Origin of the sequence: Kitasatospora acidiphila, assembly GCF_006636205.1 — a bacterium.
In the GTDB taxonomy this organism is placed as follows: domain Bacteria; phylum Actinomycetota; class Actinomycetes; order Streptomycetales; family Streptomycetaceae; genus Kitasatospora; species Kitasatospora acidiphila.
Genome location: NZ_VIGB01000003.1, coordinates 4,707,163 through 4,720,717, shown reverse-complemented (window position 1 = coordinate 4,720,717; position 13,555 = coordinate 4,707,163). Strand labels below are relative to the sequence as shown.

18 protein-coding genes are annotated in these 13,555 nt (G+C 69.1%); 7 read left to right on the top strand and 11 right to left on the bottom strand.

The genetic code is table 11. The annotated features are described in order from the left end of the window. Nucleotides 1–241 precede the first annotated feature (241 nt). Both E6W39_RS39565 and E6W39_RS22315 read right to left on the bottom strand, forming a co-directional pair. Nucleotides 242–415, bottom strand: coding sequence for a hypothetical protein (locus E6W39_RS39565; RefSeq protein WP_181799387.1), 174 nt, complete (start codon nt 413–415; stop codon nt 242–244). A 49-nt stretch (nt 416–464) separates the two neighbouring features. Continuing rightward, nucleotides 465–1,043, bottom strand: coding sequence for a TetR/AcrR family transcriptional regulator (locus E6W39_RS22315; protein WP_141635032.1), 579 nt, complete (start codon nt 1,041–1,043; stop codon nt 465–467). Nucleotides 1,044–1,132: 89 nt separating this feature from the next. Here E6W39_RS22315 and E6W39_RS22310 point away from each other — a divergent pair, with 89 nt between their 5' ends. Further along, nucleotides 1,133–1,579, top strand: a complete 447-nt coding sequence (locus E6W39_RS22310) for a DUF1772 domain-containing protein (protein ID WP_141635031.1) — start codon at nt 1,133–1,135, stop codon at nt 1,577–1,579. Between the two features lie 66 nt (nt 1,580–1,645). Beyond that, nucleotides 1,646–2,032, top strand: a complete 387-nt coding sequence (locus E6W39_RS22305; RefSeq protein ID WP_141635030.1) for a VOC family protein — start codon at nt 1,646–1,648, stop codon at nt 2,030–2,032. A 59-nt stretch (nt 2,033–2,091) separates the two neighbouring features. Here E6W39_RS22305 and E6W39_RS22300 read toward each other — a convergent pair whose 3' ends face one another. The 7 genes from E6W39_RS22300 to E6W39_RS22275 form a co-directional block, all read right to left on the bottom strand. After that, complete coding sequence (locus tag E6W39_RS22300) at nt 2,092–3,663, bottom strand: tetratricopeptide repeat protein (RefSeq protein ID WP_323809067.1); 1,572 nt, start codon at nt 3,661–3,663, stop codon at nt 2,092–2,094. After that, the gene (locus E6W39_RS43600; RefSeq protein WP_323809066.1) at nt 3,660–4,397 is read right to left on the bottom strand and encodes a hypothetical protein; all 738 of its coding nucleotides are present in this window, start codon (nt 4,395–4,397) and stop codon (nt 3,660–3,662) included. The genes E6W39_RS22300 and E6W39_RS43600 overlap by 4 nt, the downstream gene beginning before the upstream one ends. A 93-nt stretch (nt 4,398–4,490) precedes the next feature. Then, a complete protein-coding gene (locus E6W39_RS22295; RefSeq protein WP_141635029.1) occupies nt 4,491–5,120 on the bottom strand; it encodes a DUF6879 family protein in 630 nt (209 codons plus the stop codon). Further along, a complete protein-coding gene (locus E6W39_RS22290; RefSeq protein ID WP_141635028.1) occupies nt 5,113–5,382 on the bottom strand; it encodes a hypothetical protein in 270 nt (89 codons plus the stop codon). Before E6W39_RS22290 ends, E6W39_RS22295 begins: the two co-directional genes overlap by 8 nt. A gap of 156 nt (nt 5,383–5,538) precedes the next feature. After that, a complete protein-coding gene (locus E6W39_RS22285; RefSeq protein WP_141635027.1) occupies nt 5,539–5,733 on the bottom strand; it encodes a DUF397 domain-containing protein in 195 nt (64 codons plus the stop codon). A gap of 144 nt (nt 5,734–5,877) precedes the next feature. After that, nucleotides 5,878–6,090 carry a DUF397 domain-containing protein gene (locus E6W39_RS22280; protein ID WP_220140251.1) on the bottom strand — a complete coding sequence of 71 codons (213 nt, stop codon included), beginning with the start codon at nt 6,088–6,090 and terminating at the stop codon, nt 5,878–5,880. Continuing rightward, nucleotides 6,074–6,910: a helix-turn-helix domain-containing protein gene (locus tag E6W39_RS22275; protein WP_141635025.1), complete on the bottom strand. Its 837-nt coding sequence runs from the start codon at nt 6,908–6,910 to the stop codon at nt 6,074–6,076. The genes E6W39_RS22280 and E6W39_RS22275 overlap by 17 nt, the downstream gene beginning before the upstream one ends. Nucleotides 6,911–7,236: 326 nt before the next feature. Here E6W39_RS22275 and E6W39_RS22270 point away from each other — a divergent pair, with 326 nt between their 5' ends. From E6W39_RS22270 to E6W39_RS22260, 3 genes are all read left to right on the top strand, one after another. Beyond that, on the top strand, nt 7,237–7,467 hold the full coding sequence (locus E6W39_RS22270; RefSeq protein WP_141635024.1) for a hypothetical protein: 231 nt from the start codon (nt 7,237–7,239) through the stop codon (nt 7,465–7,467). 314 nt (nt 7,468–7,781) lie between these two features. Beyond that, nucleotides 7,782–8,219, top strand: coding sequence for an ATP-binding protein (locus tag E6W39_RS22265; RefSeq protein WP_141635023.1), 438 nt, complete (start codon nt 7,782–7,784; stop codon nt 8,217–8,219). A gap of 197 nt (nt 8,220–8,416) precedes the next feature. Beyond that, nucleotides 8,417–9,175, top strand: coding sequence for a class I SAM-dependent methyltransferase (locus tag E6W39_RS22260; RefSeq protein ID WP_141635022.1), 759 nt, complete (start codon nt 8,417–8,419; stop codon nt 9,173–9,175). A gap of 282 nt (nt 9,176–9,457) precedes the next feature. Here the strand turns inward: E6W39_RS22260 and E6W39_RS22255 are convergent, their stop codons facing one another. Continuing rightward, nucleotides 9,458–10,330 carry a sigma-70 family RNA polymerase sigma factor gene (locus E6W39_RS22255; RefSeq protein WP_141635021.1) on the bottom strand — a complete coding sequence of 291 codons (873 nt, stop codon included), beginning with the start codon at nt 10,328–10,330 and terminating at the stop codon, nt 9,458–9,460. Between the two features lie 83 nt (nt 10,331–10,413). Here E6W39_RS22255 and E6W39_RS22250 point away from each other — a divergent pair, with 83 nt between their 5' ends. After that, a complete protein-coding gene (locus E6W39_RS22250; protein ID WP_141635020.1) occupies nt 10,414–10,863 on the top strand; it encodes a carboxymuconolactone decarboxylase family protein in 450 nt (149 codons plus the stop codon). A 245-nt stretch (nt 10,864–11,108) separates the two neighbouring features. On the opposite strand, the gene E6W39_RS22245 is transcribed toward E6W39_RS22250, so the two are convergent. Further along, on the bottom strand, nt 11,109–11,900 hold the full coding sequence (locus E6W39_RS22245) for a maleylpyruvate isomerase family mycothiol-dependent enzyme (protein WP_141635019.1): 792 nt from the start codon (nt 11,898–11,900) through the stop codon (nt 11,109–11,111). A gap of 425 nt (nt 11,901–12,325) precedes the next feature. Between E6W39_RS22245 and E6W39_RS22240 the strand changes: the two genes are divergently transcribed. Continuing rightward, entirely contained in the window at nt 12,326–13,525 is a 1,200-nt protein-coding gene (locus tag E6W39_RS22240) for an esterase/lipase family protein (protein ID WP_141635018.1), read from the top strand. Nucleotides 13,526–13,555 lie beyond the last annotated feature (30 nt).

The window sequence follows — 13,555 nt, the reverse complement described above, 5'->3', positions numbered from 1 at the left end:
TCCGTATCAGTCCCGACCATTCCCGAGCGGATCGGTCAAGTCACCAAGCGCGGCTGCTACTTCGCCCAGCTGCTGGACGCGCTCCCGCGAAGTCCCGGCCGGGTGTCGACGGTCAGCTTCACCTCGGCGTCGAGGGGTCGAGCACACCCGCATCCAGGACGGCGCGCCGGGGGTGACGGATGAAACGCCAACAAGCATGCGGCGGCCCGGGGTTCGCGCCCCGGGCCGCCGCATGTCCGGATCACGCCGAGTCCGGCAGACCCATCGCGGCGAGCTCGGCGGGGTCGACCACGACGGTGGTGTCGGCGATCCGGCCGGCGGCGACTGTGTACGCGATGACCGGCAGCGGCGTACCGTCCTCGCGCCAGGACACCACTACCGGAAGGCCGTTGACGATGGCGGCTAGCCCACGCACCGCCGCACCGGCCGCCAGTTGCGCGCTGCGTGCCCGCCGGGATGGTGCGTCAGACCACGGCGAGCCGGTCCACCAGCAGCTCCACCCTCCGCTCGGCTTCCGGCGGCGGCAGCCGTCCCGCCCGGGTCAGGGTGGCCAGCCCGTGCAAGGCCGCCCAGAACACCTCGGTGAACAATCCCGGTTGGACGCCGTCCCCGGCGACCTCGCCGAGGCTTTCCAGCAGGGCGGCGAAGGCGTCCTTCAGCGGCTCCGGGGTGTCCTCGGCCGCGAAGGCCAGGCCGCCGTCGAGCTGGAACAGGGCGTCGTAGACCGCAGGGTTGCGCGCAGCGAAGTCGAGGTAGGCGCGGGCGAGGGCGATGACCCGGGCGCGCGGGCCGTCCGCGACGGAGGCCGCGGCCCGCACCGCCGCGGCCATCTCGGCGGCACCCTCCAGGGCGACGGCGCCGATGATCTCGCGCTTGCCACTGAAGTGGCTGTAGAGGACGGGCTGGCTGTACTCGATGCGCTCGGCGAGCCGGCGGGTGGTGACCGCGTCCCAGCCCTGCTGCTCGGCGAGTTCACGGGCTGTCGCCACGATGAGGCGTTCGCGGTTCGCCCGTTCACGCTGCTTGCGTTCCTGTACCGACATGATTCGATCCTAGCACCGCTAGACAAGTGAGCGGCAGCAGTACTAGCGTTGCATCATCAGCTAGCAACGCTAGATCCCAGGGGGTCATCATGCTCAGCGCACTCGAAGTCGTCACCACCGTGGTCACCGGAGTGATGGTCGGGGTGGAGTTCTGCGTCGCCTTCGTCGTCAACCGGATCCTCAACGCCCTCCCCGACGACAGCAACCAACTCGGCCGTGCCCACGGGGGCCGGATGCTCGGCGCCCTGATGCCGTTCTGGTACATCGGCTCGCTCGTCCTGAGCGCGATCTGGGCCGTCGCCGGATGGCACCACCACGGCGCCGGCCTGGTCGTCACCGCCGGCGGGCTGCTGATCGTCAGCGTGATCATGTCGGTCCTGCTGCTCGTCCCGATCAACAACCGGGGCAAGACGTGGACCCCCGAGAACCGGCCCGCGGACTGGAAGGAGCAGATGAACCGCTGGGACCGCTACCACTACGCCCGCGTCGCCGTCATCATCGCCGCCTTCGCCCTGCTGGTCGCCGCCCTCGCCTGAGCCCGCGGGCCCACCCGCCCGGTGCTACCCCACCATGTGCAGCCCCGTCCCTGAAAAGGAGTCGCCATGACCGTGGAACTGAACCACACCATCGTCCCCGCCCGTGACCCGCAAGCCTCGGCGCAGTTCCTGGCCGACATCCTCGGCCTGCGTGTCGATCCGCCGCTGGCCCACTTCACGCCGGTCAGGCTGGCCAACCAGGTCAGCCTGGACTACGACCAGTCGGACGACTTCGAGCCGCACCACTACGCCTTCATGCTCGGCGATCAGGAGTTCGACGCCGCCCTCGCCCGCATCCAGCACGGCGGAATCACCCACTACGGCGATCCGGCATGCCGGGACAGCGGGCAGATCTACCGCAGCAAGCACATCGAAGGCCGCAGGGGCACCTACTTCCGCGACCCCGACGGACACCTCATGGAACTCCTCACCCGGGGCGCCACCGGGTCGTGAGGCCGATGGCGGCTCAGCGGATCACGGCTCCGCTGGTGGCGGGATCGCGCACCTCTTCATCACGTCTCCAGCCGGCGTTCGATCCGGTCCCGCTGCGCTGCCGCGCGCGGGTCGTCGTAGTCGGCCAGCAGCCTGAGTGCCTCGGCCCAATGCCGCCGGGCCGCTTGTGGATCGTGGCTCCGCAGGGATTGTGCGAGACCGTCCAGACTCAGTGCCTCGTTCCAGGCGTCACCGAGTTCGTGATGAGCAGTGGCGGCCTGGCGGTAGAAGTTGGTCGCCTCTGCCTCGCGGTCGAGCTGACAGTACGTCTCTCCGACGCCATGCCAGGCCAACGCCTCCCGGCTGCGGTCGCCGAGGCGACGGTGGAGGACGGCAGCGCGCTGGTAGGAGTCCAACGCTTCGGCCAACAGGCTGTTGGCCCGCTGGGCATCCCCGAGCGTGATGAGCCAGAAGCCCTCCAGTCGGTGGGCGCGTAGGCTCAGCGCGATCTCCACTGCGCCATGAGCCGATGCCAGGGCCGCGTCTACGGCCCCCTGCTCGCGTTGCAGGTTGCTCAGCAGGTGCAGCGCATTTCCCTCGCCTCGCTGGTTGTTCGACGTGCGGTGTGCCGTCAGTGCTTGGTCGATGGTGGCCGTCGCCTGCGGGATGTGTCCGGCGCGGTAGTGGGCACTGGCGAGGTTGGAGAGCGTGGTGGCCTCCCAGTGTGCGGCGCCCTGCAGCCGAAAGGCAGTAATGGCCTGCTCGAAGTACTCTGCGGCCTCGGTCAGTTGCCGCCTGCGCAGGTGCACCAGGCCGAGCAGGTTGAGCGAGTGTGCCTCGCTGAGCCGGTCCCCCAGGTCGCACCAGATCGTCAGTGCCTTGTGGTGGTACTCCAGGCTTTCGTCGAGTGAGTTGAGCCGGGTGTAGCCCATGCCGAGATCGGTGAGCAGCAGCGCCCGGGCGGTGTTGTCGCCCAGGCGTTCTGCTGCCGCCAGGCCGATGTGGCCCACGGAGGGCCAGTCCGCGCCCGGTGCTGAGGGTGCTTGCGCGTTCCAGAGCACGGCGGCCAGTTGCCAGGTCAGCTGGTCCTCGCCGGTGGCGGCGGCCGTTCGGACGGCCTGCAGGAGGTTGGCGCGGTCGCGTTCGGCCCAGTCCACGGCTGAGTTGTAGTCGGGGAAGGCCAGCGGTTGCACGCCGTCGGCCGGCGGGGCGAGCGGCAGGTGGTCTTCGGCCGGGGCGAGCCACTGCTGAGCGGCATCGGCGGTGTGCAGGTACCAGTCCAGGACGCGGCGCAGCGCAGCTTGCCGTTGTGCGGGGGCTTCCTCGTGTTGGGCTTGGTCGGTGGCGTAGGCGCGCAGCAGGTCGTGGAACTGGTAGCGGTCCGGTGCGGTCTGTTCGACGAGGTGGGCACCGACCAGGGAGTCGAGGAGTTGGCGGGTGCGGCCGGCGGTGAGGTGGGCGAGGGCGGCTGCGGCGTGAAGCCCGAACTCGGGGCCTGGGTGGAGGCCCAGGAGGCGGAACAGGCGGGCGACCTGGTCGGGTAGGGCGCGGTAGGACCAGGCGAACACGGTGCGGACGGCGTCGGTTTCCTCGTCGTCTCCCACGCTCAGGGCGTCCCACAGGGCGGACTCGTCGCGCAGGTCGGCGATCAACTCGTCCAGTCACATGTGGGGGAAACTGGCGGCGCGCTCGGCGGCGATGCGCAGGGCGAGGGGCAGTTGGGCACAGAGTCGGGCGAGCTCGGTGAGCTTGTCGGGGTCGTCCTGGGGGCGGTAACCGGCGGTGATGGCGCGTAGCAGAGCGACGGCTTCCGGTTCGGGCAGGGTCCCCAGGGTGAGTCGGCGGGCGCCGTCACGCACCGCGAGACCGGATAGCCGGCTGCGGCTGGTGACGACAACCAGGCAACCGGCGCTGCCGGGTAGCAGGGGCGGACCTGGCCGACCGTGGCGGCGTTGTCCAAGAGCACCAGGACGCGGCGCTCGGCCAGTATGGAGCGGTAGAGCGCGGCGGCCGCATCCAGGTCCTGCGGGACGGATTGGGCGTGGACACCTAGCGAGGTCAGGAACCGGTGCAGCGCTTCGTGGGCGGTGACCGGCTGCCCCGGGTCGTAGCCGCGCAGGTTGACGTAGAGCTGTCCGTCCGGAAAGTGGTCGCGGGCCTGGTGTGCCCAGCGCAGCGCGAGCGAGGTCTTGCCGGCGCCGGCGGTGCCGGCGATGACGAACACCGAGACGACGAACGGGTCCCCGTCTTCGTCGGCCAGGACCGCGTTCAGCTCCTGGAGTTCGTCGACGCGGTTGACGAAGCCGCGCACATCGGCCGGTAGCTGGCGAGGAGTTGGAGGGCTCTCGCGGTCAGGAGCATCGTGGAAGTGGATGCCCCCGCTCACGTTCCTCGCCTGGACGGCATTGCGCGACGTCCCCGAGAGCTCGTTGCGCGTGTTGCCGATGCCGTCTGGGCTCCCACTGTGCTCGTTGATCGCCTACTCCGTCCCTGGGCTCGGCGGGGGCAGGTGCGCGACCTCGCGGTCGAAGTAGGCCTGTACGTCCTCGCCCGCCTCGTAGAGATCTTTGATGTAGTGGCCCCAGCGCTCGACGACTTCGGGGTTGGTGTAGCGGACCGCCCCGATCGGAATCCCCGTCTCCGCATACAGCACCTGGAACAATGTGCGACCACCGAGGACGACCAGCTCCGGCAACCGGCCGAATTCCTCCGCGCCGGCCAGATCGTCGGCACGGATGATGCGGACTCTCTCGCCGCATTCAGCGCGCATCCGCAGCGAGTGCAACTCCCACTGCAGATATGCGGTCAACGGCTCCTCGATCACCCGCACACGGTGAAAGACAGAGCGGCGCTCCTCATCCGCCCGGCCGATCGCGCGCAAGGAGCCGCACCGCTCGTCCAACAGCCGCAGCGCCTCTTCCCAGTCACCCCGGCGCAGCGCCTCCCGACTCGGGCTGCCCTGCTCCTCGAAGTACTGCAGGCGTTCGAGCTTCCAGGAGTCCGCGTCCCTCACCTGGGCGTCACGCTCACGGAAGTCCCGCTTGTAGTCCTCCCGGACGAGCCTGTCACCCCACTCGGGCCGCAATTCCGGGGTACGACGATCACGCATCCGGGATGTCTGCCTTCGCCGCGCTGAGCATGGCTCCGGGGATGACGACCAGCCACTCGTCCGAAGCGAGGGAAACGCTCTCGGGAAGGCGGCTTCGGTAGTCCTCCGTGAGATCCCGGCCTATCACCGCGATATCACCATTGTCGAGCTGCCAGATATCCGGGCACTCGTCCCGACCGTCAGAGGCTCCTAGCTCCTTCGCGGACTTTCCCAAGCGCATTGCAAACGCGGCGGATGGATCGGCTTCCCATGCGCGGCCCATGGCTGCCCCTATGTTTCGAGACGCAACTACAAGGAGCTATGGAGCTTACACCTGACGGGTAGTCAGCGGGATGATCAGCTTTATTGGGTGGCAGCGGTCGGTGCCGCAGGGCGGACACCGGCGCGCGGCACCGACCGTAGTGTGTCGAGGAGTTGGTCAGGCGACGCCGAACTCGCTGTCCTTGACGCCCGCCACGAAGGCGGCGAAGCCCTCGGGGGTGAAGGTCAGGGCCGGGCCCTCGGGGTCCTTGGAGTCGCGGACGGGGACGGCACCGGGGATGTTGGCGGCCACCTCGACGCACTGGCCGCCGTTGCCGCTGTAGCTGGACTTGAACCGCTCGAGGCTGATCACGGGATCTCCTCTCGGGTCGCGCTTCTCAGCCAGGATGCGGCCTGTTTGCAGATGTTGGTAGACCGTCAGCCGAACATGAGCAAAGCAGAGCCCCTGTGGAGCCGTCGAGCGGCCGCACAGGGGCTTGTTGTGGTGAGGAGTTCGTCAGGCAGCGCCGAACTCGCCGCCCTTCACGCCCGCCACGAAGGCGGCGAAGCCCTCGGGGGTGAAGGTCAGGGCCGGGCCCTCGGGATCCTTGGAGTCGCGGACGGGGACGGCACCGGGGATGTTGGCGGCCACCTCGACGCACTGGCCGCCGCCTCCCGAATAACTGCTCTTGCGCCAGGTGGTGCGAGACAGATCAAGCTTCACGTTCAAGGTCCTCTCGTAGCCTGCGGATCATCGACAGTGAGGCGGCCCGTGATAGTGCCTCCGCCTGAAGTTGATCGTAGTCGCTGGCCCACAAGGCAACCGTGTCGCTGTCCCGCTCCAGAAGGCCCCGTTGGAGCGTCTCGGTGTAGCCGAGCATCACGCCGCCGGGCATCGTCAGCAGCGTCAGCGGGTGGCGGAGCGGGTGAGCCTCCCCCAGAGACTCCGGAGCGATCTGAATGATCGTCTTGGGTCGACTGGCGAGTTCTTCCAGGCTTCGGAGTTGATTGATCATCACTAGGCGTCCGCCAACCGGACGCCGGAGGCACGTCTCGTCCATGATGGCGTACAGCCCAACGCTCGGAGTTTTCATTAGCAGCTGCTGGCGATCCATCAGGACGTCTACTCGGCCGTTGGCCTGGTCTTGAGTGATCTTCCCGCGCTGAATGTAGCCAGACTCCCAGGCCGCCGCGTACTCGGCGGTCTGGAGCAGGCCAGGGATGACGCAGGTCTCGAAGAGGCGGACGGCGGTCGCGTTGCGCTCGTACGCCGTGTATTCCGGGAAGCCCTGGAGCAGGGAGTGTCCGTGGATGCGCCCGAACAGCTCGACGAACTTGGTCCCCGAGTCGAACGCGCGATCCATGCTCTTCGCAAACCGAAGAGTGGGAGGCTTGCGACCGGTTTCCACCGCCGAGATGTGGACGGACGAGTACTCAGTCCGGTCGGCTAGCTGAGCCTGCGTAAGTCCCAATGCCTCACGCATCAGCCGGAGTTGGGTGGCAAACTCAACTCGCGGCGGAGCGGTGGCGGGCAGGAGGAGCCGGTTCATTGGCACATTCTTCCTTCTGCTCTGGCCGATTGAAGACACTCAAATCGTAGAGGACAGTGTGTGCTCTCGGTAGCGGAACCGCTTCGGAGAGGAGTAGCCATGGAGCGCCACACCGCCACACCGGCGGCCCCAGCGCATCCAAGTCAGCGCAATCACAGCCGACTTGGCCCATGCCGAGCCCATTGGAAGGGCGTGATGCCCGGCTCGTTCTTCACTCGAAAGTGTGAGCGCCGAGGTTGACCGCCACCCCCAACCACCCCACTGCCCAACCAAGTTGAAGCCCACCCCTCACTAAGCGGTCAACTCCCGACCGAAAGGGATTCACCGTGAACGCCGCCTTCTCCCCTCAGCCGTTCGACCAGGCCGCCGCCCTGTCCGAACTGCGCACCCTCGGGCGCCGGCTGGACCGCCAGGTGACCTCGCGCACGGGCGTCACCGCTCCCGAGCTGGACGCCACCCTCCGCCTGATGAGGCAGCTGCACACCCGGGTCGAACTGTCCCTGAGTGCGAGCTTGTCGTCCGTCGTCCACCGCTCCCTCCAGGCCCGGGCCGCCTAGCGACCCGCGAATCTCCAAATCTCCCGCAGAGCCGGGTGTCTCTGCGGGTTCGGCCCCTCATGTGGTGAGGAGGGGCCAACCCCGCGTCGGCCAAAGGGCGTTGGCCGACGCAATTAGGGTCCCGCCCGCCAGGCGCCCCCGTCGCCGCGGGCGGGACCACCCACCGCCACATCACTCCCGCGCGGCTGAGCTTGGGGAAGCGGCCGCGCGGGCCGCCCGCCCCCGTCGGCCGATACGCGCAGACCGGCCGGCCGGGGGCGGGCCACCACACACGGGGCAAGGGGGGCGCTGATCCCACAGGACTGGAGACCTTCATGCGTCTTGTTCCGCTGCCGAGCCCGTCCCACGACGAGCACCCGTACTCCTCCTCCGACTCCGTCGACTCCTTCGACCTCGTCGCGCTCGTCGTCCGTTCCACCCTGAGCTCCACGCGCCACCGCCTCCACGACCAGCTCACCGCCCACGGTCTGGACCCCGACGACGCCTGCCTGGTGCTCTCCGAACTGGTCGGCAACGCGCTGCTGCACGGCGGGGAGAGCGCCGCCGTCGCCTGGCGACTACACGGCGACCGGCTGCACATCGGGGTGGCCGACGGCGCCGCGCTCGGCCTCACCGTGCTCCAGGAGCACTGCCAACGGGACGGCGGACGCGGCCTGTTCCTGGTCGACCTGCTGGCCGAGTCCTGGGGCGTCCGGCCGCTCGGCACCGTCGGCAAGGAAATCTGGTGCCAACTCCAGGTCAAAGCGGCCTGACGCGAGTGCCGCCCACTGAGCCGCCAACTGGGCATCCTCAGGGCGCGAAAAGCACATCAAGCGCCCTGATGCGCTTTCACATCGCTGTCACGCGCCTCCCCAGGGACGGCCGCAAGCAATAAAATCTGTAATCAAACTGCTGCTCCCAGCCACTCTGAATCCTCGCCATCGGCGACAAAGGATCCGGGAGAAGAACCATGCCAGAAGCCAGCCCGAGACTGGCCGACATCCGCTTCGATTCCGGTTACAACGGCGACTCGCCGTACGGCCCCGATTCCCCGCTGCGAGAGATCTGCGGCGACATCATCCCCTGGGAGATCGAAGGCCCCCAGCCGGCGCTGGTCGAGATCGAGCCAGCCGGCGGATTCCGCGGCCAGGTGCTCGATGTCGGTTGCGGCCTGGGCGAGAATACCCGCTTCCTCGCAGCGCGAGGGCACCGCGTCACGGCCATCGATGTCTCCCCCAACGCCATCACGCGTGCCACCGAACTGACGACGGCGCTCGGCCTCGACGTGCGGTTCGTCGTCGCCGACGCCATCACACTCGATGGGCTCGACGCGGACGCCCACTTCGACACCGTGATCGACAGCGCCCTCTACCACGGGTTGGAGCCAGCGCAGCGAGCGCAGTACCTCGCCACGCTGCATCGAGCCACCACCCCGGGGGCGACCCTGCACGTGATCTGCTTCTCGGACCTGGTGCCCAAGGAGATCGTGTCGCCCAACCGCTGCTCCGAGCAGGAGCTGCGCGCCACCTTCGCCGGTGCGGGCTGGTCGATCACCAGTCTGCGGCAGACCACCTACACCTTGTCCGCGAGATTCACCCGGGACGTCCTCCACCAGATCGTTGACGCGCTGAGCGTCCTCGGCGGGCGGGAGTTCGCTGACAACCTGCCTAATGACAAACAAAGCCGGCTGCTCTTCCCGGTCTGGTCCGTCACCGCCCACCGCGCCTGAGAAGCGCCGCTGGCAGCTCGTGGCAGCTCGAATCCCCGGCCACCTTGCCACCCGGCCCCGGACGAACCGACCCGCCACCGCCGTCGGCTGGGGGATGCGGGTGAAGCGGGCGCCGTCGCCGTCGCCCGTCAGACGCCAGGAGCGGCCCTCGGTTGCGTGGAAGTCGAAGCGAGGCGAAGTAGGTCGAACTGGAGGCGACTTCAGGAGATTCACTGCCATCGAACCGTCAACACGCCTGTGGCGGCCCGGGGAATCGCGTTCCGGGCCCGCCACATGTCCGGGTCACGCCGAGTCCGGCAGACCCATCGCCGCGAGCTTGGCCGGGTCGACCACGACCGTGATCTCGGTGATCCGGCCGTCGGCAACGGTGTACGCGATGACCGAGAGCGGCGTCCCGTCCGCGCGCCAAGACACCATTCCCGGCAGGCCGTTGACGAGGACCGCTCGCCCGCGCACCGCCGCGTCGGCGGCCAGCTGCGCGCCGGCGGCCACCCTGGTGGCGCCGAGGGTGACGACCACCCCGGCGGGGGTGTCGACGGTCAGCTTCACCTCGGGGTCGAGCACCCGCAGCAACCCCTCGAAGTCGCCGTCGCGCGCTGCCGCGAGGAACGCCTCAACCACCTCACGCTGCGCCCGTGTCACGGTAGTTGGCCGCTCGCTGCCCCGCACCTTCTTGCGGGCGCGGCTGGCGAGCATCTTGGCGGCGGCGGTCGACTTGCCGAGAATCGTGCCGATCTCGTCGAACGGCACCGCGAACAGATCGTGCAGCACGAACGCCAACCGCTCGCTCGGACCGAGGGACTGGAGCACGACCAGCAGCGCCAGCCCGACCGAATCGGCCAGCAGCGCGTCCTCCTCGGGCGCCGGGCCGTCGTCGATGGGCACCACCAGGTATTCGGTCAACTGGCCGTCGTAGGCCGTCTCGGGGCGGGTCCGGCGCGATCGCAGCACGTCCAGGCTGATCCGGCCGACCACGGTGGTCAGCCAGCCGGCCAGGTTGTCGATGGTCCCTGCGTTCTGGCGGGAAAGACGCAACCAGGCCTCCTGGACGGCGTCTTCGGCATCGGCGTGCGAGCCGAGCAGGCGGTAGGCCGCGGCGCGCAGCCGGTCGTGCTGGGCCTCGAACGCCTCGGCCATCGGGTCGGTGCCGGCCATCGTGTTACCCCTTCCGGTTCTGCTCCGTCATGGGTGATGACGGGCCCGGACGGGCGCAGGTAACCGATGAAGGAGCAGGAGAAATGGAAGCACGCGTGAAGGGCACCCCGAGCCCCGACCTGATCACCGCAATCACGCACCTCCACAAGGCCATTGGGGCCGGGGGAGTCGACGGGGGCCTGCTGTCCCTGGTCCACCTGCGCGCCAGCCAGATCAACGGCTGCGCGCCGTGCGTCTACGCCGGCGTGGCGGGGGCGAAGAAGGCGCACGAGACGGACGAGCGGCTGCACCACGTGGTCGCCTGGCGCGAGACGCCGTTCTTCACCGAGGAGGAGCGGGCGGCGCTGGCACTGACCGAGGCGGCCACCCGCATCCAGGACGGCGCGCCGGGGGTGACGGATGAGATCTGGGAGGCGGCCGTCGACCACTTCAGTGCGGAGCAGCTGAACGCGATCATCCTGGAGATCGCGATGACCAACTTCTTCAACCGGATCAACCACACGATCCGCGAACAGGCCGGTAAGAGCTGGTGAGTTGAGGGAGCCGCTGTGCAGCCGGCGACGGCTGCACAGCGCGTTTCGCCCTGCGAGATCACTGAAGACCCTGCCGAAGGTCGCGCGGGCGGGGATGAGGCTGGCCACCGCCTTCCCGGTCGTGTTCGACACCGCCTCCGAGCAGGTCGACACCGACACAGGAGAGGTCACCGGCGCTCCTGAGAGCTGCAGCCGCCGGCCGCAGGCATGCGCTCGGGGCGGACGGGGTGGCGCGTCGTCGCGTCCTACTCCTCCGGCTCCCAGGCGCGGAGCAGGTCGAACAGCCCTGCGTCTCCGTCGATCCCCAGGGAGTCCGCCGGAATGCGGTCGTACAGGAAGAGGACCAGCTCACTGGCCGTGCCGTGGACGGAGGCGCCGGCAGCGGTGGCGGGTGCCGTGCCGGATGCCGTGCCGGGTGCGGGGATGCGGGTGAAGCGGGCACCGTCGCCGTCGACCGTGAGGCGCCAGGAGCGGCCCTCGGTGGCGTGGAAGTCGAAGGCGGTGGGCTCGTGCGGCCAGGCGCTCGGCGTCGCGCAGCAGGTGGAGAGGAACTCCTCGACACCGTCGAGTGCCACCTCGACCGGCAGCGACTGCGGTGCGCCCATGGTGAGTTGGGCGTCGTAGGTGTGCACCGCGATCTGCTGGAGCTGGTGCCGGGCGACGGCACCACAGGTCTGCGGCGACTGCGACGCACCCCACCACGTCCAGCAACCGCGCTCCGGGCCGGCCTCGCGCAGGGCATCCACCAGCTCCTGCGTCGATGCGGCCAGCCAGGCCTGCTGGGCCTCGCGCTCCCGAGGTGCGACCGGAGCGCCCGGCGCTGCGGACTTGATCGTGGCGTCAGGCCCTGCGGCGATGGTGGCGGCCCAGGCGCGGCGCCCCTCGCCGATGTGCTGCACCAGGTCGAGCAGCGTCCACTCGGGGCAGGTCGGCACCTGCACGTCGAGGCTGGGCGCGGCGGCGACCGCCGCACGGAACGCCGTCGCCCGATCGTCGAGCAAACGCAGCAGGTCGGGGAAGTCCAGAGTCTTTTGCACGCCGGATGTCTATCAGCCTGCTTGGCGACCGGACAGCGATTTTCGCCGCCGACGCAGCCGACACAGCCGACGCGGCGGGCGATCGCGCGTCAGGAGTGTGCCGCTGACAGGCCGGCCGGAGCAGGAGCCGAAGCCGCGGTCCGCGCTCCAGTGAGTGGCCACCGAGAGACCCCGCGCCCACCTGGCCGGCGCCACCCTTAACCCGGGTTCGCTGCGCCCCGGGCGGCGGCTGAACGGCCGCGCACTGAACTGCAGTTGTGACTCTTGTCTGACGATCCATCAGGATTCACTCAAAGGAGTGACGCGTGCATGGCGAGCAAGCCGGGGTGGGTAGGTGCGGGTCCGGACCGCCGGGCCACCACCCCCGGCTCGCCCCGCACCGCAGTCGACTGCGGGGCCACCCTCACCCGTTGAAGGGACCCACCTTGCCCGACCAGAACGAGCCCGTGATCGAGCCCTTCGGCTTCCTCGCACCGCCCCCTGCGCCGGAGATCCCGGCCGCGCCCGAGCCCAACGAGACCTGGCAGCTGCCCGGCGGCACCGCCTGGGTGTACTACGGCGAGCGGAACCAGGGGGTCACCAGGCCGGTCATCCTGTCCGACGGCTTCAACACGGGCCCGAGCAGCCTCAAGGAGCTCTACCACGGCCTGGAGCGCACCGGCTACCCGTTCATCTCGGAGCTGCGTCGACGCGGCCGGGACCTGATCCTGATCGGCTACGACGAGCGCAGCGCCTCGATCCTGAAGAACGCCGAGACGGCGACTGCCTGCATCATGCGGGCCCGCGCCGAGCAAATGAGCGACACTCGGCTGCTGGTCGGCGGGTTCAGCATGGGCGGCCTGGTCACCCGCTACGCCCTGGCCAAGATGGAACAGCAACGCATCGACCACCAGGTCGGTGTCTACCTCTCCTTCGACAGCCCGCACCGCGGCGCCTGGATCCCGATCGCCCTGCAGGGCCTGGCCCACTTCCTCAAGGCCACCCCGCAGATGTCGCAGCAGATCAACAGTCCGGCCGCCCGCGAGCTGCTGTGGCGGCACATCGAGACCGCCGACGGCACGCCCCGCCAGGACCCGCTGCGCACCAAGTTCCTGGCGGAGCTGGAGCGCGTGGGCCAGTGGCCGCGCATCCCGCGCCTGCTCGCCGTCGCCAACGGCACCGGGAACGGCAGCGGCAACGGTGTGAAGCCCGGCGTCGACGCGATCAAGGTCACCTCCGGCTGGTTCAACGGCACCACCCTGCGCACCCAGTCCGCCGGCAAGAACCAGGAGGTGGCCCGCCTCAAGGGCCTGCTCTCCGAGAAGCGCGTCGTCACCAACGACCTGCCCGAGCTGGACGGCGCGCCCGGCGGCACCCTGGGGACCTTCGGCATCGCCGGCAACAAGCTGAAGATCACCGGCAAGGTGGAGATCGAGCCGGGCACCGAGTCGATCTGCTTCGTCCCCTCGGTCAGTGCGCTCGCCGTCCGCAACCTCGACCAGCAGGCGGACGTCTACGCCGACATCGACCAGCTCTCCGCCGACGAGTTCGAGGTAGACGACTACATCTTCTCCTCGACCAACACCCCGCACTCCGCCATGACCGAGGAACTGGGCAGCTGGATCCTGGAGCGCCTGCCCGAATAGGCCTCCCTCGCAAAGCCGCAGGTCAACCGA

Coding starts and splice junctions, on each gene's coding strand:
- E6W39_RS22255 (WP_141635021.1), bottom strand. CDS start 10,330: ATGGCCGGCACCGACCCGATGGCCGAGGCGTTCGAGGCCCAGCACGAC.
- E6W39_RS22290 (WP_141635028.1), bottom strand. CDS start 5,382: ATGGGCCGCGCATGGGAAGCCGATCCATCCGCCGCGTTTGCAATGCGC.
- E6W39_RS22265 (WP_141635023.1), top strand. CDS start 7,782: ATGCGTCTTGTTCCGCTGCCGAGCCCGTCCCACGACGAGCACCCGTAC.
- E6W39_RS22260 (WP_141635022.1), top strand. CDS start 8,417: ATGCCAGAAGCCAGCCCGAGACTGGCCGACATCCGCTTCGATTCCGGT.
- E6W39_RS22295 (WP_141635029.1), bottom strand. CDS start 5,120: ATGCGTGATCGTCGTACCCCGGAATTGCGGCCCGAGTGGGGTGACAGG.
- E6W39_RS22315 (WP_141635032.1), bottom strand. CDS start 1,043: ATGTCGGTACAGGAACGCAAGCAGCGTGAACGGGCGAACCGCGAACGC.
- E6W39_RS22275 (WP_141635025.1), bottom strand. CDS start 6,910: ATGAACCGGCTCCTCCTGCCCGCCACCGCTCCGCCGCGAGTTGAGTTT.
- E6W39_RS22305 (WP_141635030.1), top strand. CDS start 1,646: ATGACCGTGGAACTGAACCACACCATCGTCCCCGCCCGTGACCCGCAA.
- E6W39_RS22310 (WP_141635031.1), top strand. CDS start 1,133: ATGCTCAGCGCACTCGAAGTCGTCACCACCGTGGTCACCGGAGTGATG.
- E6W39_RS22250 (WP_141635020.1), top strand. CDS start 10,414: ATGGAAGCACGCGTGAAGGGCACCCCGAGCCCCGACCTGATCACCGCA.